Annotated in this window: 23 protein-coding genes; 6 read left to right on the forward strand and 17 right to left on the reverse strand. The window is 34.7% G+C overall.

All coding sequences use genetic code 11. The features are described from left to right. Positions 1-11 precede the first annotated feature (11 nt). The 5 genes from mce to NMAR_RS05130 are packed head-to-tail and all read right to left on the reverse strand — an operon-like array spanning position 12 to position 5,875. On the reverse strand, positions 12-407 hold the full coding sequence (mce, locus tag NMAR_RS05110; RefSeq protein WP_012215336.1) for a methylmalonyl-CoA epimerase: 396 nt from the start codon (positions 405-407) through the stop codon (positions 12-14). Continuing rightward, the gene (locus NMAR_RS05115; RefSeq protein ID WP_012215337.1) at positions 408-2,006 is read right to left on the reverse strand and encodes an acyl-CoA mutase large subunit family protein; all 1,599 of its coding nucleotides are present in this window, start codon (positions 2,004-2,006) and stop codon (positions 408-410) included. Positions 2,007-2,012: 6 nt separating this feature from the next. Beyond that, on the reverse strand, positions 2,013-2,930 hold the full coding sequence (meaB, locus tag NMAR_RS05120) for a methylmalonyl Co-A mutase-associated GTPase MeaB (RefSeq protein ID WP_012215338.1): 918 nt from the start codon (positions 2,928-2,930) through the stop codon (positions 2,013-2,015). 43 nt (positions 2,931-2,973) lie between these two features. Continuing rightward, positions 2,974-3,381 (reverse strand): hypothetical protein, encoded by a 408-nt coding sequence (locus NMAR_RS05125; protein ID WP_012215339.1) that lies wholly within the window; start codon positions 3,379-3,381, stop codon positions 2,974-2,976. Between the two features lies 1 nt (position 3,382). Further along, complete coding sequence (locus tag NMAR_RS05130) at positions 3,383-5,875, reverse strand: M1 family metallopeptidase (protein WP_012215340.1); 2,493 nt, start codon at positions 5,873-5,875, stop codon at positions 3,383-3,385. A 101-nt stretch (positions 5,876-5,976) separates the two neighbouring features. Between NMAR_RS05130 and NMAR_RS05135 the strand changes: the two genes are divergently transcribed. Beyond that, positions 5,977-6,399 carry a cobalamin B12-binding domain-containing protein gene (locus tag NMAR_RS05135; RefSeq protein WP_012215341.1) on the forward strand — a complete coding sequence of 141 codons (423 nt, stop codon included), beginning with the start codon at positions 5,977-5,979 and terminating at the stop codon, positions 6,397-6,399. Positions 6,400-6,410: 11 nt separating this feature from the next. Here the strand turns inward: NMAR_RS05135 and ilvC are convergent, their stop codons facing one another. The 7 genes from ilvC to NMAR_RS05165 are packed head-to-tail and all read right to left on the reverse strand — an operon-like array spanning position 6,411 to position 12,786. Further along, on the reverse strand, positions 6,411-7,409 hold the full coding sequence (gene ilvC / locus NMAR_RS05140; protein WP_012215342.1) for a ketol-acid reductoisomerase: 999 nt from the start codon (positions 7,407-7,409) through the stop codon (positions 6,411-6,413). A 39-nt stretch (positions 7,410-7,448) separates the two neighbouring features. Then, the gene (locus tag NMAR_RS09940) at positions 7,449-7,568 is read right to left on the reverse strand and encodes a scaffold protein involved in DNA repair (RefSeq protein WP_238523153.1); all 120 of its coding nucleotides are present in this window, start codon (positions 7,566-7,568) and stop codon (positions 7,449-7,451) included. Continuing rightward, positions 7,568-8,098, reverse strand: coding sequence for a nicotinamide-nucleotide adenylyltransferase (locus NMAR_RS05145; protein ID WP_012215343.1), 531 nt, complete (start codon positions 8,096-8,098; stop codon positions 7,568-7,570). The genes NMAR_RS09940 and NMAR_RS05145 overlap by 1 nt, the downstream gene beginning before the upstream one ends. A gap of 34 nt (positions 8,099-8,132) precedes the next feature. Then, positions 8,133-9,053: an EF-Tu/IF-2/RF-3 family GTPase gene (locus tag NMAR_RS05150; protein WP_012215344.1), complete on the reverse strand. Its 921-nt coding sequence runs from the start codon at positions 9,051-9,053 to the stop codon at positions 8,133-8,135. A gap of 44 nt (positions 9,054-9,097) precedes the next feature. Continuing rightward, positions 9,098-9,850, reverse strand: coding sequence for a DUF726 domain-containing protein (locus tag NMAR_RS05155; RefSeq protein ID WP_012215345.1), 753 nt, complete (start codon positions 9,848-9,850; stop codon positions 9,098-9,100). Between the two features lies 1 nt (position 9,851). Continuing rightward, a complete protein-coding gene (gene metG, locus NMAR_RS05160; RefSeq protein WP_012215346.1) occupies positions 9,852-11,507 on the reverse strand; it encodes a methionine--tRNA ligase in 1,656 nt (551 codons plus the stop codon). Positions 11,508-11,544: 37 nt separating this feature from the next. Further along, entirely contained in the window at positions 11,545-12,786 is a 1,242-nt protein-coding gene (locus NMAR_RS05165) for an adenosylhomocysteinase (protein ID WP_012215347.1), read from the reverse strand. Between the two features lie 73 nt (positions 12,787-12,859). Here NMAR_RS05165 and NMAR_RS05170 point away from each other — a divergent pair, with 73 nt between their 5' ends. From NMAR_RS05170 to cysS, 3 genes are read left to right on the forward strand one after another with little or no spacing between them, the layout of a single operon-like run. After that, complete coding sequence (locus NMAR_RS05170) at positions 12,860-13,162, forward strand: Rieske (2Fe-2S) protein (protein ID WP_012215348.1); 303 nt, start codon at positions 12,860-12,862, stop codon at positions 13,160-13,162. A 46-nt stretch (positions 13,163-13,208) separates the two neighbouring features. Continuing rightward, a complete protein-coding gene (locus tag NMAR_RS05175) occupies positions 13,209-14,006 on the forward strand; it encodes an NAD+ synthase (protein WP_148680115.1) in 798 nt (265 codons plus the stop codon). Then, positions 14,003-15,391 carry a cysteine--tRNA ligase gene (gene cysS / locus NMAR_RS05180; protein WP_012215350.1) on the forward strand — a complete coding sequence of 463 codons (1,389 nt, stop codon included), beginning with the start codon at positions 14,003-14,005 and terminating at the stop codon, positions 15,389-15,391. The genes NMAR_RS05175 and cysS overlap by 4 nt, the downstream gene beginning before the upstream one ends. A gap of 12 nt (positions 15,392-15,403) precedes the next feature. On the opposite strand, the gene NMAR_RS05185 is transcribed toward cysS, so the two are convergent. Both NMAR_RS05185 and NMAR_RS05190 read right to left on the reverse strand, forming a co-directional pair. Next, a complete protein-coding gene (locus tag NMAR_RS05185) occupies positions 15,404-15,718 on the reverse strand; it encodes a hypothetical protein (RefSeq protein ID WP_012215351.1) in 315 nt (104 codons plus the stop codon). A gap of 70 nt (positions 15,719-15,788) precedes the next feature. Continuing rightward, positions 15,789-16,118: a pyrimidine dimer DNA glycosylase/endonuclease V gene (locus NMAR_RS05190; protein ID WP_012215352.1), complete on the reverse strand. Its 330-nt coding sequence runs from the start codon at positions 16,116-16,118 to the stop codon at positions 15,789-15,791. A 234-nt stretch (positions 16,119-16,352) separates the two neighbouring features. On the opposite strand from NMAR_RS05190, the gene NMAR_RS05195 reads away from it, so the two are divergent. Next, complete coding sequence (locus NMAR_RS05195) at positions 16,353-16,634, forward strand: hypothetical protein (protein WP_012215353.1); 282 nt, start codon at positions 16,353-16,355, stop codon at positions 16,632-16,634. Here the strand turns inward: NMAR_RS05195 and NMAR_RS05200 are convergent, their stop codons facing one another. The 3 genes from NMAR_RS05200 to NMAR_RS05210 all read right to left on the reverse strand — a co-directional run bounded on the left by NMAR_RS05200 (position 16,635) and on the right by NMAR_RS05210 (position 19,171). Further along, on the reverse strand, positions 16,635-17,453 hold the full coding sequence (locus NMAR_RS05200) for a mechanosensitive ion channel family protein (protein ID WP_012215354.1): 819 nt from the start codon (positions 17,451-17,453) through the stop codon (positions 16,635-16,637). A 4-nt stretch (positions 17,454-17,457) separates the two neighbouring features. Then, the gene (locus NMAR_RS05205) at positions 17,458-18,210 is read right to left on the reverse strand and encodes a DUF432 domain-containing protein (RefSeq protein ID WP_148680116.1); all 753 of its coding nucleotides are present in this window, start codon (positions 18,208-18,210) and stop codon (positions 17,458-17,460) included. A 61-nt stretch (positions 18,211-18,271) separates the two neighbouring features. Further along, positions 18,272-19,171, reverse strand: coding sequence for a hypothetical protein (locus NMAR_RS05210; RefSeq protein ID WP_012215356.1), 900 nt, complete (start codon positions 19,169-19,171; stop codon positions 18,272-18,274). 145 nt (positions 19,172-19,316) lie between these two features. Between NMAR_RS05210 and NMAR_RS05215 the strand changes: the two genes are divergently transcribed. Then, positions 19,317-19,844 carry a DUF1722 domain-containing protein gene (locus tag NMAR_RS05215; protein ID WP_012215357.1) on the forward strand — a complete coding sequence of 176 codons (528 nt, stop codon included), beginning with the start codon at positions 19,317-19,319 and terminating at the stop codon, positions 19,842-19,844. Position 19,845: the final 1 nt, after the last annotated feature.

Here is a 19,845-nt window from a genome sequence, read left to right on the forward strand (position 1 = left end):
TTTTTCTGAATTTATTTTGGATGAGCACAAAGTTCAGCCAAGACACCATGAAGGGATTTTGGATGAATAAAGGTAACTTTAGTTCCTGCAGAACCAGGTCTAATTTGTCCTAGAAATTGAACTCCACAGCCTTCCATTCTTTCAACTTCACCCTCAATATTGTCAGTTTCAAGTGCCATGTGATGTAGTCCTTGGCCTTTTTTCTCCAAGAATTTTTTAATTGGACTGTTATCATTTGTTGGTTGCATTAATTCAACACGACCGTTTTCCAAGTGAATAATTGCAACTTTGACACCTTCAGATTCAACTGTCTCAAATTCTACAGAGTCAACACCTAATGCTTGTTGGTAAACTTTGGCAGATTCTTCAACATCATTTACGGCAATTGCAATATGATCAATCTTCATCTAGAATACCTCCTTTGGACGATATTCACCAAATACTTCACGGAATGCATTACTAATTTCACCAGTAGTAGCAAAAGCTTTTGCAGCAGTAATAATGTATGGCATCAAATTCTCATCAGTCTCAGCTGCGCTTTGCATTGCAGACAAGGCTTTTTCCCACTTCTTTTTGTCTCTTGATGCACGTAATTGTTTTAGTGCTTTTTTCTGTTGAATCTCAACTTTACCACCAATTCTAAGTAGTTCTGGTTGTTCTTCTTCTTCAGCATACTTGTTTACACCGACTAGGACTCTTTCACCATCATCAGTCTCTTTCTTTAAGCGATATGCGTTTTGTCTAATTTCAGATTGGAAGAATCCTTTCTCAATTGCTTTTACAGAGCCACCCATTTTCTGAATCTTCTTTAGATATTTCCAAACACCGTCTTCAATTTGGTCAGATAGCTCCTCAAGATAGTAAGAACCACCAAGTGGATCAGCAGTCTTTGTAATTCCACTCTCATGTGCTACAATTTGTTGAGTTCTCAAGGCTATTTTTGCAGATTCTTGTGTTGGAAGGGCCAATGCTTCATCTCTAGAGTTTGTGTGAAGAGACTGAGTACCACCGGCAACTGCAGCCATTGTTTGAATTGCTACACGGATAATGTTGTTATCAGGTTGCTGTGCAGTTAATGATTCACCGCTAGTTTGAGTATGGAATTTTAGTTGCAGAGATTTTGGATTTTTAGCATTAAACATTTCTTTGAGAATCTTTGCATAGACTTTTCTTGCGACTCTAAACTTTGCAACTTCTTCAAAGAATTCAATAGTACAACAAAAGAAGAATGACAAACGTGGTGCAAAGTCATCAATCTTTAGTCCTTTATCTAAACAAGTTTGAATGTATGCAATTGCATTTGCTAATGTAAATGCAACTTCTTGTGTTGCAGTACATCCTGCTTCTCTCATATGGTAACCAGAAATTGATACAGGGTACCATGAAGGAACTTTTTCTGCACAATATCCAATCATGTCACCAATTAATCTCATAGAAGGTTGTGGAGGATAGATGTAGGTATTTCTTGCAATGTATTCTTTTAGAATATCATTTTGAGTGGTTCCACGTAATTCATGACTTTTGAATCCTTGAGATTCTCCAACTGCAATATAGTATGCAAGTAATGTTGATGCAGTAGAATTGATTGTCATCGAAGAGCTGACCTTTCCAAGAGGAATGCCATCAAAGGCAGTCATCATATCTTTAATTGATGTAATAGAAACTCCAACCTTACCAACTTCACCTTCTGCTTGAGGAGCATCAGAGTCATATCCAATCTGGGTCGGAAGATCAAATGCCATAGAAAGACCAGTCTGACCTTTTTCAAGCATGAATTTGAATCGCTCATTTGTGAGCTTGGCATCACCAAATCCAGAATACTGTCTCATAGTCCAAAATCTATCACGGAACATTCCAGGGTGAATTCCACGTGTAAATGGATATTTACCAGAATCTTCTGAAGGTTTCTTCTTGGAAGATTTTTGATAGATTCGTTTTACTGGAAAATTAGAATCAGTAAAGACTTTCTTTTCAGGTTGTTTTGATTTTGATTTTTTTGCTGCCATCATACATCACTTTAACATAGATTTTGTAATCTTATCTCCTGCATCAAATGGGTCTATATCTTTTGATTGTAATTTCTTTAAATATTTTGAAAAGGTTTTATCAGAATCTAACATCTCATCAATCTTTTCTCGCACGTTATTTAAAACGATATCTTTTAGTTCTGTCTCTAATCGTTCTTGGTCCTTTTGTTTCTTTGATTTCTTTTTTAATGCCATCAAATTTTTCAGAGTCTTTGCAAATTCAGTGATTCCAGTATTCTTTTTTACCGAAGTCTTTAGAATTGCAGGATTTCTGTCAGAATCACCAATAAAATCACGTACTGCATCAAAGAGTTGATTTGTTCCGCTAAGGTCACTCTTGTTGACAAGATAGACATCTCCAATTTCAGTCAAACCAGCTTTGATGGTTTGAATACTATCACCCGTGTTTGGATTAAAGACTACAACTGTAATATCTGCAATGTTTGAAATTTCAACTTCAGTTTGTCCAGCTCCTACACTTTCAATAATAATTGGATTAAATCCTGCATACTCTAAAACACGGATACTATTTCTAAGAGAACGTGAAACTGCACCAGTTGCACCACGAGATGCAATACTACGGATGTATGTTCCTGAATCAGTTGATTCAGTCATTCGGACTCTATCACCCAAGATTGCACCGCCAGTAACATGGCTAGTTGGGTCTACTGCCAAAACGGCAGGTTTTGTGCCTAGTTTTTTCATTGCCACTGCAGTTTTGTTTATCAGAGAACTTTTTCCAGCTCCTGCAGGACCAGTAATTCCAATAATAATAGAAGTTCCAGTATTTTTGAAAATTTTCTTTAAGAGTTTTTTTGATTCTTTTTGATCATTTTCTACTACAGTGATAGCTTTTGCAATTGCTCCACGTTTTCCTTTCTTTAAATCAACAAGCAAATCCAATACAAAGTAATCTTTAGAGGTGCAATAAAATCTTGTATGTGATCTAAGGTCTTGAATAAATCACAGGAGGAGCAGAATCACCTAATTGGTATATCTCTGTTTTTAGTTGAACATGCCCTAGTTCCGGATGGTCTATTTCTAAAACAACAGGATGAATTTCCCATCCATATTTTGGTTCACCTGGAAATGGAACAATTTCAATGAATGCAGGACTAGAGAATGTTTTTTGGTATGTCTCCTCCATTCCAAGAATTTCCATTACAACAGAATCAGTTTTTTCAGATTTATCAGAAAATGCAACTTCAACATGTCCCGTATCATAATACACTGCATTTACTTGAAATGTTTGACGGAGTTCATCCTTGTCATCATCAGCTCCGCCAGTCAAAAAGAATATTGCAAGAACAGTAAATACTCCAAGAAATATTGGGGAAAGAAGTTTTCTTGCCATATTACTTGAATTCTTTTCTCATTTGGCGTAAGAATCGGGAATGGATTCGTATCTTTTCTAATGTTTGAGCTTGAGTTCTTTCTGTTCCAGGAGTTGGATGAGATTTGAAAAATGATTTGATGTCTTTTTCCATAGAGTCATCTGCAACTAGTGCAATACTTGCAACAATTCTATTAAACAAAGGATTACCATAGCCTACTTTTTTGCTCAATTTGCCCCAATTCTTCTTTAACCAAGGCCAAAGAATCTTCTTTCCATAGGGATTTGCAGCAATCTTCATGATTGGTAATTGCATGTTTTGAGAACGAACCTCTGCGGTTTGAGAGAATTGTAAAGTTTTGATCAATAATTTTTCATTCTTGAAACTGCACATTGCACCCAAGAATCTTAATTTTTCCTCAGTTGTTTTTGCTTTTTTGTATAATGTTACAAATTGTGAATGAGTCTTTGCATTACCAGTACGTGCAATAATTGAGAAAACAGGTTCTCTAATATCAGGATGAAGTGATGATGGGTTTTTCAAAAATTCTTTGAATTTAATTTGTGCCTGCTCAAGTACATGTTCATCACCAAATTTACCCAATACAGTTATTGCATAACCTCTCATGAATGCATCAGTATGTTTGTCTGTTTTTTGAGGAACCCAACCAAGATTAGATAAAATCTTTCTAAAGTAATTGATAGCATAACTTCTGATTTGTTCTGTGAAATCCTCAAAGAAAGTTAATGATGCTAAAAAGTTTAGATTGTTTGCAACATTTGTTTGTGGAAGATAAGAGTCTTCATCAAAATATGCATCAGAGAAATCCAAGTAATTTTCTACATCTTCTTTTCCTGCAACACATAATGCAAACAAATCATTTTGAATTGCCCATCTATCAATGTGAGGAATTTGTTTTTGATCAACTAACATTTTGAGATCAAGTAAGATTCCATCATCATATTTTACACGATAAAATCCAGTACGACCAATGTTTGCTACAAATCCAGGTCCTTTAGGAGCTTTGACAGTCATAGATTTTTTTGTTAATAGTTTTGTTTTGGTCTCCTTTCCTAAACCATAGGTAATTGGGACATGCCACAATCCTTTTTGGGTTTTCTTTGTAGGTTCCATCAAAAAGCGGTTTTGTTTAATTATCAAATCATTGTTATTTTGAGTGATATCAATTTGAGGAAATCCAGGCTGTTTTAGCCACGTATTGACCATAGAGCTTACTGGCATTTTTGAGGCTTTGCCAATTGCATCCCACAAGTCTTGTCCTTGGGCATTTCCATACTTGAATGCTGAAAGATATTTTTTGAGACCGGCTCGGAAATTTTTCTCACCAACATAGTGTTCAAGCATTCTCAAAACGCATCCACCTTTATCATAAGATATTGCATCAAAGATTTCTCGAATTTCAGCAGGAGATTTTACTTTGACATCAATTGGATGAGTGGTTTTAAGAGCATCTAATCCCATGGCAGTATTCATTGCATCTTCAATGAATTGATCCCACAAATTCCATTCAGGATAGAATTTGTCAACAAACTTTGTTGCCATGAATGTTGCAAAGCTTTCGTTAAGCCACAAATCATTCCACCACTTCATAGTGACGAGATTACCAAACCATTGATGTGCAATCTCATGTGAAATTACTTCAGCAATGAATTGTTTTGTTCTAGTAGAAGATGTTTTAGGATCATAAAGTAGAATTGTTTCTCTAAATGTTATTGCACCCCAGTTCTCCATTGCTCCTGCTGCAAAGTCAGGAATTGCAATCAAATCTAATTTAGGTAGAGGATATTTTATTCCAAAATATTTTTCATAAGAGGTTAATAGTTTCTTGCCTAATTCTAAAGAGTATTTTCCTTTTGATTTGTTTCCCTTTGTAGTTACAACTCTAATCTGAACTTTGCCCGTTTTGCCAGTTAGATATTCAAACTCACCAACTCCAAGATAGATGAGATATGTTGAGACAACAGGTGTTTTGCCAAACTTGTATAATGTTTTATTTTTGATTTTTTTCTTTGATTGGACTGGCATGTTTGAAATGGCAGTGAATTTGTTTTCTGCAATAATTGAAATCTCAAATGTTGCCTTTGCTTCAGGCTCATCCCAACATGGAAATGCACGTCTTGCATCAGCTGCCTCAAATTGAGTAGTTGCAAGATACTTTGTTTTTCCACCTTGTTTGTATTGACTTCGATAAAATCCCAGTAATCTGTCATTTAGAATTCCTTGAAATTCTAGATGGATTGTTGCTTTGCCTTTGATTTTTTCTCCTAGTTTAATTGACAGTCTCTCTTTTTTTTCATCAGTCTTTGGAGTAGATTTTATTATTTTAGAGCCAGACTTTACAGTACAAGATTTTATTTTAATTTCTGCACAATCTAGTGTGATAAGATTAATTGCTTTATTGCAAGAAACAGTAATAATTTCTGTTCCCAAGAATGTGAATTTTTTAAGATCTGGCTCAAATGTTAACTCATAATTTATGGGATTAACGTCCACGTTTGAGATGATTTTGATACTCTTTAAGTAGATTTTCTATTAAAACGCAAATCAGAAAATCAAATAAAGCCTTTAAAATATACCAAATAACGAGTAACATTATGAAACAAAAAACACAAACAAGAAACATCAAGATTCTAGTTGCTAAATTAGGCCTTGATGGACATGATAGAGGAGCACTTGTTTTGTGTAGAGCATTTAGGGATGCAGGAATGGAAGTAATCTATTCAGGACTTTTTGCAACACCAGAAAGAGTTGCACAGATTGCAGAAGACGAAGATGTTGATGCAATTGCAATGAGTTTACTTAATGGAGCACATGGAACTTTATTCCCAAGAGTAGTCAAAGCTCTCAAAAAGAAAAAGATCAATGACGTTCTAGTTGTTGGGGGAGGAGTAATTCCAGAAATTGATCATAAAGATTTGATCAAGGCAGGAGTTGACCACGTGTTTGGTCCAGGAACACCATTACCTACAATTATTGATCATATCAATACAGGCGTAGGTAAATTAAGAAAAATATAAGAAAAAAAGAATTATTCTGTGGAATCAGGCCACATCATTTTACGCATTTCTTTACCAACTTTTTCAATTTGGTGTTCGTCATATTGTTTCATGTATTTGTCAAATGCATCTTTGCCGTTTTTCTGGTATTCAGAAATCCACTCGTTGTTGAATGTACCATCTTGAATCATGGTTAGAACTTTTTTCATGTTCTCTTTGTTTGCAGAATCCATCACCATTGGTCCACGTGTTAAACCACCATATCTTGCAGTCTCACTTACACGTCTCCACATTCCATTAATTCCATATCTTTGAATCATATCTACAATGAGTTTTAGTTCATGTAAAACTTCAAAGTATGCAATTTCTGGTTGATATCCTGCTTCAACTAGAGTTTCAAATGCATTTGTTACCATAGAAGCTGCACCACCACAAAGGTCTGCTTGCTCACCAAACCAATCAGTTTCTACTTCTTCTTTGAAAGCAGTTTTGATTAATCCGGCTCTTGCACTTCCGATTGCTTTTGCAATTCCCAATGTTCTATCCCAAGCTTTTCCTGTAAAGTCTTGTTCAACTGCAACAATTGCTGGAGTTCCAAAATTATCAAGATAGGTTTCTCTTACTTTTGAACCAGGTCCTTTTGGTGCAATCATGATTAAATCAACATTGTTTGGAGCTTCAATCCATTTCCAATAGATTGCAGCTGCATGAGAAAATGACAATGCTTTTCCTTCAGAAAGATTTGGTCCGATTTCATCTTTGTATACTTGACCTTGAATCATATCTGGAATCAATATGTGAATAATGTCTGCTTGTTTTGTGGCATCAGCTACTGACATTACTTTGTGACCATCAGCTTCGGCCTTTTTCCAGCTATTACCGCCTTCTTTGAGACCAATTATGACATTAAGACCAGAGTCTTTCATGTTGTTAGCTTGTGCATCACCTTGGATTCCATAACCAATTACAGCAATGGTTTGATCTTTTATTGGATCAAGACTGATATCGGTATCTTTCCATGTTTGTGCCATGGTTTTGGCAGATTCTATTGCAAATATTAACTATGAAACCTAGATTTCGATGATTTTTTCACATGAACGACACTTTACAGTTACCTTGTCTCCAGGCAATCTGGTAAATCTCTTAGAGCCACACTCAGGACAAATTGGACAAGCGCGTACAGGTTCCATTAGTGTTTTGTAGGATTGGTATCAGATTTAGAAATTACGGATAGTCTATTTTTTGCATCAATCTTTGTTAGAAATTCATAAACTGCATTTGGAACAGATTCTTTCCAATTTTCATCAGAAATTATCATAGAGCGGATTTTAGTTGCATTGTATTGTTTTCTATCTAGAAATTCAGGTTTTACAACAGTTATTCCAGAATCAGCTAAAAGCATAGAGACATAATCATTACCACTGTACACTTTATCAAAATGAGGTAATGCAGATTGGAGATAGGAACTCCAAGTTGCAATGTTAAACTGATTCTCAATAGATATGACAAAACATTTTTTCAAATCCAAGTTTGCTTCTTTTAGAGAGTTGTGAATCATCTCAATTCTTTCACCAGCAGTAAAAGGATCTTTTTCCAAATAATTGAATTGAGCACTAGTTATGGCAATAATTACTTCATCGCATTGATCAAGAATCTGTTTGACTAATTCTAAATGACCCAAATGAAATGGTTGAAACCTTCCCATCATCAATCCGCGCATAGTGAATCAACAAATTTGATTTTATTAAATTAGACTATTTTATTTGGCCACTACCCAAGATTCTGATTGTAGGGGATTCGGGTTTTAAGATAATTGCAATTTGTCCAGATTTGCATACAATTGGTTTTTCAAAAGCAAGTTTGAGTGGAGATATTGAAGTAAACTTTGCAGCTTTGATTTGCAATCCAATGTTGACTAGACATCCTTGATTTTCTGCAATTTCACTCTTGTAAAAAGGACTTTTTTGAAAATCAATTTCGATTTCTGTTTTGATGTCCACAACTCCTTCTTCAGAGATAACATCACCACGTCCAACTTCATCAGGTTTTGCACCTTTTACAGCCAAACCAACTCGAGCAGGACATATGGATTCTTCAACAGGATCATCATGCATTTGAATTGATTTTATGAGTACATCAATTCCAGCTGGATATAGTTTCAGATTATCATATTGTTTTACTTTGCCATTAGTGACTTTGCCCAAAATCACGGTTCCAACTCCCTTCACGTCAAAGCAATGATCAATCACCATTTCAGAAGAACCATCAGATGAAATAGGTTCAAGTTTGTCCATTTCTTCTTTGATTTTATCCTGATCAACTTTGGTATATTTTTCAACAACAGTACCCTTGATCATTGCATCTAGTTTTGATTCATCTACATCAAAGGTATGAGATAATATTCCGTTTTCTTTTTTGAGAGAATCAAGTGCAATGATTTGCTCTCCTGTGAATTTATCTAATTTATCGACATAAAGTATCACGTATTCTGCAAGATTGATTGCCTGAAACAAAGGCTGTATTTTATCAGGAAATCCACTGGGTGCAACCCATGTTTTGATAATGTCAGATTCCTTTCTATCATAAAGAGTCAGATCAGTTTCAGTTCCTTTTTTACCAAATTCAGATGCAATGTCTTGTTTACCTAAAACAACAAAGTTAACGGATTTTACCACAAGAAAATTCTAGAATTAGGCACTAAAAACTATACGAAATGGTTCTACGGAAATGTGTTTAGTACAGCAGCATAACTTGCAAATCTATGGTTTTTTGGTTTGACTAGTTTCTGATGATATTTTTTGATAGGTTTTCCAATTGCACCATTTAGACCTAAGGGTCCCAAAACATACTTTTTGTCATCAGCCCAACTTAGAACCTCATCAGAAGGAGCATAATGATTTAGGATTTTTTTATTGACAACAGTTTGGAGTAGCTTACCATACTTTTTTGAAGACGGAACATCTTCAGTTATAGAGGCTCCAAAGAAATAGACACTTTCTAGGATTCCAGAATTTTGTTTCTTTTTAGCAAGATATTCAATTGTACTGAGAATCACTTGAGAACCTAGAGAGTGTCCCATTAATCGTATCTTTGTTTTTGGACTAGATTCTTTAAAATCCTCAATGAATTTTCCGAGATTCCGTCCGTTCTTTTTTGCAATACTTTGTCCTACAGCTAAAGCATGTTTTGCATGTTTGATTAAATGAGCACCAGTGGTGTTTGAATCATAACTAAATCCAATTACTGGATGAGAATATCCTAATTTTCTCAATCGATTACGTGCCAAAACTGCTTTTGCAATAGCACCAGCATTGTCATTTCTTAGACCATGAATCATAATGGTTAACTCTTTAGAATCAATTAATTTTTGAAAATCTTTTTTTGGATAAAGGTAATAGTTGTTCCGCTTTAGGGTTTTACCAGTTTTTAGATCATAGTACCCTCGAGTGGAAATTCTTGGGACAGGTTTCATTTTATTCTGAAGGTCCTAATTGTTTTTTGTATTTTTCAATGTCTGCATCTTCAACTCTTGCAAATAATGGAGATGCATCACCAAGTGTATGGCCTGAAGATACGCCTAAAACAGACATGTCATTCCAGTTTTGGTCATTTATTTTGCCATCTAGTGCAAGTTGAGTCCATATGTTTTGTGCAGATTTTGGAATAAATGGGAATGTTGCAATTGCCAAACTTCTAACAGCATTTACTGAGAGATACACGCAACTTGCAGTACCTGGTCCTTTCTTCCAAGGTTCTTTGTGCTGAAAATACTGATTAAAGTAAGATGAAAACTCCATAATCTTCTTTAATGCCCTATCAAGATGATTTTGCTCCATTAGAGAGCCAACTTCAGATGCAAGAGATTTGATTTTTTGTTCTGCTTCAGAATCTTTTTCATCAAAATCTTCAGGGTCTGGAATATTTCCATCAAATGCTTTTTTTGTGAATCCTAATGCACGATTAATAAAATTTCCAAGATTTCCAATTAATTCTGAATTAATTCTAGTTGTAAAATCATCCCAGTCAAAATTCAAGTCATCTTGGGAATAAGGATTGATAGATACCAGATAAAATCTCAAATAGTCTGCAGGATAGTATTCTAGGAATTCTTTGAGGCCAATATACCAATTTCTGCTTTTTGAGATTTTTTTTGCTTGAAGTGTTAGATGCCCTCTTGTTGGAATGTAATCAGGTAGTTTGTATTCACTTTCAATTCCCAATCTCATTGCAGGTAAAAACAGATAGTGATGATATACAATGTCTTTTCCAATAAAGTGGTAAATGTCAGCAGAGTTCCAAAATTCTTTTCCATCAATACCTTTGTCATTTAAGAATTTTAGAGCAGTTGAAATGTATGCCAAGTGATTATCAAACCAACCATAGAATACCTTATCTTTGGCATCATCAAGAGGTACAGGAACTCCCCAAGTAATGTCCCTAGTAATGTCCCAATCAATTAAACCCGATTTTATCCAATTTTGTACGTATTTTTTTACATCTTTTTGAAGATGATCATTTTCATCTAGCCATTTAGAAAGTGGTTCTCCAAAATTTTTGAGTTTGAAGAAATAGTGTGTTGTTTTTTCTTTTGTTGGAGGTTGGCCACATAGAGAACATTTTGGATTTGTGATCTCTTCAGGAACTCTACCACAACTCTCACAAAGATCAGAATATTGATCTTCGGCTTTACAGTAAGGACAAGTGCCTTTGACATATCTGTCAGGTAGGAATTTTTTGTCATTGTTGCAATAGAATTGAATTATCTCTTGCTCGTATATGTGACCAGCATCATTGAGTTTTTTGAAAACATCTTGAACAAATTGGATATTTTCATCAGAGCTAGTCTTGTAGAAATAATCAAAATCAATATCAAATGCACTAAAATCCTCATAATCACGTTTATTCCAATGAGCAACATATTCTGCAGGAGTTTTTCCTTCTTTTTCAGATTGAATCAAGATAGGAGTTCCAAAATCATCTGATGCGCATACATAGTATGCCTCTACGCCGTTTTGTTTTAGAAATCTAGTTGTTACATCTGCAGGCAGATAGGTAGATGCAACATGACCTAGGTGAATCTCACCATTTGCATAAGGTAATGCACTAGTAATGATAGCTTTTTTGTTCATTAGATAATCTCAAAGGCAGTATTAGGGTTAAGAAGTTTTACCAGCTGTTTGCGTATTTTACTTGCTCTGGAGTAAGTTTGTCAATCTTTACATCCATTGCCTTTAGTGCATCAACTGCAACTTGAGTATCAATCTCTTCAGGTACATTGATGATTTTGTTTTCCATCTTTTTGTGGTTCTTGAGAATATACATGACAGATAGTATTTGATTTGAAAATGATTGAGCCATTACTTCTGGGGGGTGACCTTCTGCTGCAACCAAGTTTGCAAGACGTCCTTGACCAATTAGATAGACCTTCTTTCCATTTTTGAGTACACATTCATCAAGTGCAGGTCTTACTTCTTTGACTGATTTTGATTTCTTTAGCAAAAATTCACTGTCAATTTCAACATCAAAGTGACCAACATTTCCCATGATTGCACCGTCTTTCATCTTTAGAATGTGTTCTTTTCTAATTACACTAGTCATTCCAGTACAAGTGATAAAGATGTCACCTAGCTTTGTTGCTTGTGCCATTGGCATTACTTCAAAGCCATCCATGTGAGCTTCAAGAGCTTTTACAGGATCAATTTCAGTTACAATTACTTTGGAACCCATTCCATGGCATCTTGCTGCAACACCACGTCCAACCCAACCATAACCTACAACTACAACACGTTTTGATGCCATAAGCAAATTCATTGCACGAAGATATCCATCTATTGTGCTTTGACCAGTACCGTATCTGTTATCAAACATGTGTTTTGTATATGCTTCATTTACCAAGATTACAGGATATCGTAATTTTCCCTGATTCTCAACTGCTCTAATTCTAGTTACACCGGCTGTTGTCTCTTCAGTGGCACCCAAAATTTTCATGTTCTTGAATCGCTTATCAAAGTGAGCTTTGACATTCATGTCTGCACCATCATCAGTGAGAATTGTTGGTTTGTGTTTTAGGACTTGATCAATACACCAATCATATTCTTTTACAGATTGGCCATGCCATGCATAAACATGAATTCCTTGTGATGCCAAAAATGCTGCAATGTTATCTTGGGTAGTTAATGGATTTCCACCACAACATGCGACAGTTGCTCCAAGTTCTTTTGCACCCATTAGCAAGACAGATGTCTCTTTTGTAATATGGAGACAGAATCCAAGGGTAACTCCTTTGAGAGGTTTTGATTTTTTTAATCGATTAATGGTATTATCTAAAATTTGCATATGAGATCTTGCCCATTCATAGGACAGTTTTCCTTCTTTGATCAGTTTTGCACTAGACTTTACTTTGCTCACAAAAAAACCCCCGTTCCCAGATATAAAATCCTATCATGCGAATGTAAATAAATGACAAAATTAACAAAAACCCATGGCTTGGAAGAAGATTGCAGAGAAAGGAGACATTGATGCAGGCAAAGGCAAGGCCTTTGAAATCGATGGGAAACAGATTGCAATTTTTAATCAAGATGGATATCATGCAATAGATGATCTCTGTGTTCATCAAGACGGTTCAATTGCACCAGGTAAACTTGATGGAGATATTGTAGAGTGCCCATTACACTTTTGGCATTATAACATCAAAACAGGAGAATTAACAGATTATCTCAAAGATGTAAAATTAGAAACTTATCCTGTAGAAGCAAGAGATGACGGCATCTACGTAGATGTTTAGAAATTTTTAGGCACAATTTTTATTCTCAGTTTTTGCAAATCATTCATTGAATCAAGAGATTATCGATGAGATAAAAAATCAAGATTATTCTTCCATTACAAGTACAATTGAAAATTTTCTAGAAGAACAGATGGAAAAAAACCATGCCGAAGGTCTCATACTAGGATTAAGTGGAGGTATTGATTCTGCAGTACTAGCATACATTTGCAAAAGAAAATTTGCAAATAAAACAACAGCACTAATCATGCCAGATACTGCCATTACACCAAAAACTGAAACAGACGATGCACTAAAGATGATATCATTAACAGGAATACAATACAAGTTACTTGACATCAATCCAATAGTTAACGAATACTCCATGTATTTGGAACCAAATGAAAGAGCAAAAGGGAATCTTCGTGCAAGAGTTAGAACAAATATTTTGTACTATTATGCAAATGCCAAAAACTATCTAGTGTTAGGATCAAGTGACAAAAGTGAGTATCTTATTGGATATTTTACAAAATTTGGTGACGGTGCATCAGACATTACACCAATTGTTTCATTATACAAACTCCAAGTAAGAGAGATTGCAAAGTATTTGGGCGTTCCAGAGAATGTGATTTTAAAGAAGAGCAGCCCTCATTTGTGGAAAGATCATGAAGCTGAAAATGAACTTGGAATTTCATATGAAGAAGTAGATTCCATTTTGTATTGTTTGTTTGAGAAAAAACTCTCAACTGAGGACACTCAAAAAACAACAGGAATAGAAATGTCCACAATAGAAAAAATTCAAGAACTAAACAAAAACAGTGAACATAAAAGATTGCCAGCACAAAAACCAGATAGAGATTCGAGATGAAACTACAAGACACATTATCAAATGCTGAGCAAGAATTAGACACATCAAAAAAAGTCAAAATTTACCTTTGCGGAGTAACAGTATATGATGAATCCCATATTGGTCATGCAAGAACAATCATAGTCTTTGATGTACTACGAAGATACCTAGAAGACAAGGGAATAGAGATAGAATTTATTCAAAATTTTACTGATGTAGATGACAAGATAATCAATAGAGCACAAGCAGAAAACACCAGTGCTGAAGCAATTAGTACAAAATACATTGAAAATTATTTCAAAGATTTTGATGGGCTAAATGTCAAACATGCTACAAACTATCCAAAGGCAACAGAGCACATAGAAGATATCATCAAATTCATTGAAAAATTAATTGAGAAAGAGATTGCATATGTCTCAAAGAATGGTGTGTACTTTGCAGTCTCAAAATTTCCAGAATATGGAAAGTTATCAAAAAAGAAGATTGATGAATTAGAATCAGGAGCAAGAATCGAAGTTGATGAGGCAAAAAATAATCCGCTAGACTTTGCAGTATGGAAATTTTCAGATGTTGAACCTTTATGGGACAGCCCATGGGGAAAGGGAAGACCGGGATGGCACATTGAATGTTCTGCAATGAGTACAAAGTATCTTGGAGAGAATTTTGACATTCATGGGGGAGGAAGAGATTTGATATTTCCCCATCATGAAAACGAGATTGCCCAATCTGAATCATTTACAGGTAATCAATTTGCAAAAATCTGGATGCATGTAGGAATGGTTACGATTGATGGAGAGAAAATGTCAAAGTCAATTGGAAACATAAAATCAATCAAACATGTTTTAGAGAATTGGGGGCCAAACATCATCAGATTGTTTTGCTTGTCTGGACACTATTCAAAACCAATTGATTATTCTGAAGAACTACTAAAGGAAAACCTAACTAAATGGAGACAAGCTGAAACTTGCTACTATGAGTTGATTCACGCAAATAGTGAAAATAGTGAGAAGGTAGGCTCTATAGTTGAAAAACTAGGCTCGGAATTTGATAAAGCATTAGAAGATGATGTAAACACTCACCTGGCATTATCTGCATTTTTCCAACTAGTCAAAGAAGCAAACAGATTGGCTGCTGAAGAAAAGTTGGGAAAAGAAGATGCCAAAATTATCAAAACAGAATTTCTAAGAATGTTAAAAATTTTAGGACTAAATATTCCAGAGATGACTGAAGGAATGAAACAAGAAATCGACACAATGATTGAGAATAGAGAAAAATTCAGACAAGAAAAACAATTCCAAGAAGCAGATCAGATTCGAGATAAGCTCAATGAGATGAATATCGAGTTGATTGATCATAAAGGAAAAACAATCTGGATGAAAAAAGAAAACATCAAAGCTGAAAAATAAAAAAGAAAAGAATTAAGGGTTAACCATTGTTAATTTTGCCTCAATTCTGTCATAGTATCCATTTTGGTCCATAGCAGGAACATAAAATGTTGCAGAAACTACATCTCCAACACCTGCACCACAATCTGCTACAACAACAGAGTGACCTAAAACAGACTCACCAACACAGCCATAATCAGTAACAGCAATGACCGATACATCTTCAGTAACTAGTGTTGGAACTATATTCCAAGGAGTTAATGTGAAAACTAGTATTACTGAAGTTGCTGCAGCCAAAATTACCATGAACTTTAGCCGAGGTGTTTTTGTTTGTGTGGTTTGTTGCATTTCTCCTCAATAGAAATTACATTTTACAAAATATAACCAAGAGGAAACTTTTTGCTCTAGTGCCAATTATTCAAATTTTACAATCACAACCTTTCTTTTTTAAAATTTGAATTTGTCTTGATGGAGAGTCAACAAAAGTATCCTGTTTAGAATTACCAGTTGCTTTTCTCTTATCCAGTGGGCTCTGGTGAGAATACCCCCTACGAGTCATCTCAGAAACCAATTCTTCATGCCTAGAATAGAGAGCTTTTAGTTTTCCTTTCCAACGTACAGTCTCAGGATGCAAGGAATATCCCTTCTTACCCTCAGTGATTACTGCCCACATGGCATGAAGTTCCCTATGTTCACCTAGCAAATGGTTTCTGCATAATTTCTTTGGAGGGATATCCCAGATTCTCATTTTCTTTTTTCTCCAAACAATTCTAAATCAGTTAAAGATAAAACCAAAAATCTTTGCATAAAGAAAAAAAGATTTTTCAATATTTAAAAAAAATAAAATTTTGAACTAGTGCTAAAAAAAATAAAAAAAGCTTTAGCTAATTTTAAAAAAAATACGCACAAAAAAATTAGTTTAGTCTAATTAGGATCATCTAATTTTCACGGGGTTTAATAGAATTGAAAACTAAATCAATCTATGAATGCATGGAATAAATTTTGGAAATGGTATGAAAATAAAATACTTGGAAGTATAATTGTAATTGCAGTTATTCAATTTATTCAAGTTCCTCACATGGTATGGAATGCAGACCTAATGTTAGAAGCAGGGCTTGTTTCAAGAGTCCATCCAGTAATTGATTGGTTCTTGTATGGAGTAGACTTGATCGAGATTGTTTCAATTGTTAATGTTGGAATGATCATGTACAGCCTTCTCAAGAAAAGACAATCACAAAAAAGACTTGCTGCAAAAGCAGCATAACTATTCTTTTCCTTGCCAGATAACTCTTTGAGGAAATGGGATTTCTATTCCAGCCTCATCTAAAGCATTTTTTGCAATTTTGAGTAATTTTGGTTGAACTTCTCCCCAGTCTTCACGAGGATGCCAAACCAAGATTTCAATATTTACACTGCTGTCACCTAATTCACTAATACGAAATTCAGGAGCAGGTTCAACTAATACAAAAGGCATTGATTTTGCGATAGCCTTCTGAAGAACCAGAATTGCACCATCAATGTCTTCTTTGTATGCAATCCCCACTATTCCTTGGGAACGTCTTACAGGAGAAGAGGTAAGAGAGCGAAGGTTAGAGGTAAAGAATTTTTCATTAGGGATACGAATGATGGTCCCATCAAACTGTCTAACACGAACAGAGAATGTGCTGATATCTATCAAAGTACCAGAAATATTTTCAGCAGGAATTTCAACAGAATCTCCTTGTCTAACAGGTTTTTCAATCATCAAGAAAATTCCAGATATTAAATTAGAAACTACAGATTGTGTTGCAAATCCTATTACAACTCCAAATATACCTCCAGCTACAAGCATTCCAGAGAAATCAACACCAGTAGTAGATACAAAAATTAGAAACGCAATAACGATTATTCCAAAATAAATTAATTTTCCAATATTGTTTGCACTGTCTTTAGAAAGCTTTGGAGCATAGTATTTTTTAAAAAAGAGTCTAACAGTTCTTGCAATAATCACACCGACAGCCATGATTATTCCACCAATCAAAAGACTAAGCAAGCTAAGAGTTTCAGTTATCTCAATTTGGTTAAGTGAATCAAAAAACTCCATCAAATTAATCAACTCCCATCTCTGAATGTTTTACAGTTGAAGATATTTCATATGTTGTTGATTCTTGCCAATCAGTTTGAATTTTTTCTGCAGAAACATCAATCAGTTCTAAAGCCAATTTCTTTTTCAATACAGCAGTGGCATTATCAAATTTTGCTTTATTATCTTTATAATATAATGAAAACGCAGTTGCACGAAAAACAACACGTCTTACAGAACGACCATCAGAAAGTTCATTTTTAATTGTAATTTGGATGGATGCGTTTTCATATGGATCAGAATCAATATCAGAAGATACTATAGGAGATTTTGAATACTTGCACAATACACCAGAATCAGGTGCACCATACAAGGCAAATCGAGAATCATCCAGATTACAATCAAACCAATCAAGAGAATCCTTGGTAGAATCGTGAATTACAAATATACCGATTTCAATTTGACATAAAGCGTTTATGACTACAGAAGAACCACTTGGTAGAAAAACAGGGGTAGTAAAATCAAGATAAACATAATCAGTTCTCCTAGCAGGATAGTTTAATGGTCTAATGGGACAAATTTCAACCTGAATTGTTCCAGATGGTGAAGGGATGTTTTTTTCAACAATTTTTTCAGTCAGATCATTTTTTTGATACAAAAATGCGTTTTCTGAAAGTTTTTTAAATTTTATTTCGGTACCGGGAAAATTAAATTCAACATCATCAGTGATAGTATAGATTCCATAATTCAAAAAATTTTGTTCTTGATCAGAACTCATATCAAAACATGGAATTTCACACATTTATACTTGACAAGAAGAAAAAATAAGAAAGTGGGCATTACTCCAAGTTTAGAGGAATACTTGCACTACCAAAGTCTTCTGCGATTCTAAAGACATAATCTTTTGAAGAATCATATTCAAATTCGGTTCCACCATATCCAATATTTGGACCAAAGAGTATGTTAAACTCTCTTGCATCACCTGGATTTAGCACAATTTGTCCACTGGTAAAGTCCATGCCAGAGTACTTGTAGGCCTTTGAGCCATCCCATACATCATATGCACATATTTGAGGACTAGTACAATTTAGAGCGGCAATTTCAGAACTGGTGTTCTCAGCAAGCATTCTAACAGACAATAGAGGTTGTCCTGTAGCAGTAATCTCAAACTCATTTCCTTCAGAACCGACTCCAGTCCAATAATATGTGATTGGTCCCAAGTCGAATTTTTGAGCTCCAGATTTGTATTCATGTACTTTGATTGCTTGTTTGAGTGGTTTTTCACAATCTAGTCTTTTGTAGGCTTTGGTAATTTCAGAACATTGTTCAAGTTCAGCTTCTAATGATGCTAATTTTGAATCAGTGTTTTTTGGTTCATCAGACATTATTGGTTGTTCTGATGTTAATGAAACAGAAAGTAATCCAAATTGAATCAAATGCTGTACACCGTTAACAAATTCACCATCAGAGATTGTTCCATCTGCCCACCATCCTGCATTGTTCTTAACCCAAGCTGGGACACTATCGGCAGTTTCAGAAGATACAGTAGTGGTAGGAACTGTAATTATTCCATCAGAAATCAAAAAAGCAATTCCTGTGAGAAATTCAGATTCAGATATGACTCCTTCTGCCCACCATCCTGCATTGTTCTTAACCCAGCCTGGTACTTCAGCATATGCAGAAGATACAGTTGTTGCAACCAGTAAAATTGCAGCGATTGCAGTTATTGCGGTTTTCATTAATGCATTTTTGTGCTCATTGTATATAAGCTAGTGCTAAAGAATTTGACTAGTGCTAAATTTTTGAATTAACAGCCACTGAAACTAGTGGTAATTACATTTCTAATTGTTCTTCTTTATATGCAAACAGAATCGATCTTCAAAAGTGAATAAAAAACAAGAAATGACAGGCACATCAAGATTATCAGAACACGATATCAAAGAATACGTGCTAGAAAGATTCAAAGAGGTAAAAAAAGAGAAAATAAAAAATCTTGTTTCATTTCAATCTATGAACAAATACATGATTATGGCACATAATCAAGATGAATTACAAATTTTAGGAAATATTGTTGCCGGTTACAAAAAAATTTCATTGTTAGATATAATGACAGAATATGAAAAACATCTAAAGATGGCATTAGAAAAACCGCCAACCATTAAATCACATTCTAACGTAATAATGCATATTTTTGGGTATTTTTCAAAAAATTTCAGTCAATTAGAAAAAGAACAATTTTTCAAATTACTAAATGAGTTCAAAGGAGAAGAAATCACAATTGGAAAAATTCTATCAGAAATAAATCCAATCATTTATCGATTCAACAACACATATCTTGCAAATCAGACATATTTTCTACTATATTCAGATCCTCAACCAGGAAATTTGTTTCACATGTTGTCTCAAAAATAAA

This window comes from Nitrosopumilus maritimus SCM1, from assembly GCF_000018465.1.
GTDB classification, from domain to species: domain Archaea; phylum Thermoproteota; class Nitrososphaeria; order Nitrososphaerales; family Nitrosopumilaceae; genus Nitrosopumilus; species Nitrosopumilus maritimus.

Coding starts and splice junctions, on each gene's coding strand:
- NMAR_RS05145 (WP_012215343.1), bottom strand. CDS start 8,098: ATGCGCGGATTGATGATGGGAAGGTTTCAACCATTTCATTTGGGTCAT.
- NMAR_RS05115 (WP_012215337.1), bottom strand. CDS start 2,006: ATGGCAGCAAAAAAATCAAAATCAAAACAACCTGAAAAGAAAGTCTTT.
- cysS (WP_012215350.1), top strand. CDS start 14,003: ATGAAACTACAAGACACATTATCAAATGCTGAGCAAGAATTAGACACA.
- NMAR_RS05125 (WP_012215339.1), bottom strand. CDS start 3,381: ATGGCAAGAAAACTTCTTTCCCCAATATTTCTTGGAGTATTTACTGTT.
- NMAR_RS05195 (WP_012215353.1), top strand. CDS start 16,353: ATGAATGCATGGAATAAATTTTGGAAATGGTATGAAAATAAAATACTT.
- NMAR_RS05170 (WP_012215348.1), top strand. CDS start 12,860: ATGGCTTGGAAGAAGATTGCAGAGAAAGGAGACATTGATGCAGGCAAA.
- NMAR_RS05210 (WP_012215356.1), bottom strand. CDS start 19,171: ATGAAAACCGCAATAACTGCAATCGCTGCAATTTTACTGGTTGCAACA.
- NMAR_RS05135 (WP_012215341.1), top strand. CDS start 5,977: ATGAAACAAAAAACACAAACAAGAAACATCAAGATTCTAGTTGCTAAA.
- NMAR_RS05200 (WP_012215354.1), bottom strand. CDS start 17,453: ATGGAGTTTTTTGATTCACTTAACCAAATTGAGATAACTGAAACTCTT.
- mce (WP_012215336.1), bottom strand. CDS start 407: ATGAAGATTGATCATATTGCAATTGCCGTAAATGATGTTGAAGAATCT.
- metG (WP_012215346.1), bottom strand. CDS start 11,507: ATGAACAAAAAAGCTATCATTACTAGTGCATTACCTTATGCAAATGGT.
- NMAR_RS09940 (WP_238523153.1), bottom strand. CDS start 7,568: ATGGAACCTGTACGCGCTTGTCCAATTTGTCCTGAGTGTGGCTCTAAG.
- NMAR_RS05155 (WP_012215345.1), bottom strand. CDS start 9,850: ATGAAACCTGTCCCAAGAATTTCCACTCGAGGGTACTATGATCTAAAA.
- NMAR_RS05185 (WP_012215351.1), bottom strand. CDS start 15,718: ATGCAACAAACCACACAAACAAAAACACCTCGGCTAAAGTTCATGGTA.
- ilvC (WP_012215342.1), bottom strand. CDS start 7,409: ATGGCACAAACATGGAAAGATACCGATATCAGTCTTGATCCAATAAAA.
- NMAR_RS05205 (WP_148680116.1), bottom strand. CDS start 18,210: ATGAGTTCTGATCAAGAACAAAATTTTTTGAATTATGGAATCTATACT.
- NMAR_RS05190 (WP_012215352.1), bottom strand. CDS start 16,118: ATGAGAATCTGGGATATCCCTCCAAAGAAATTATGCAGAAACCATTTG.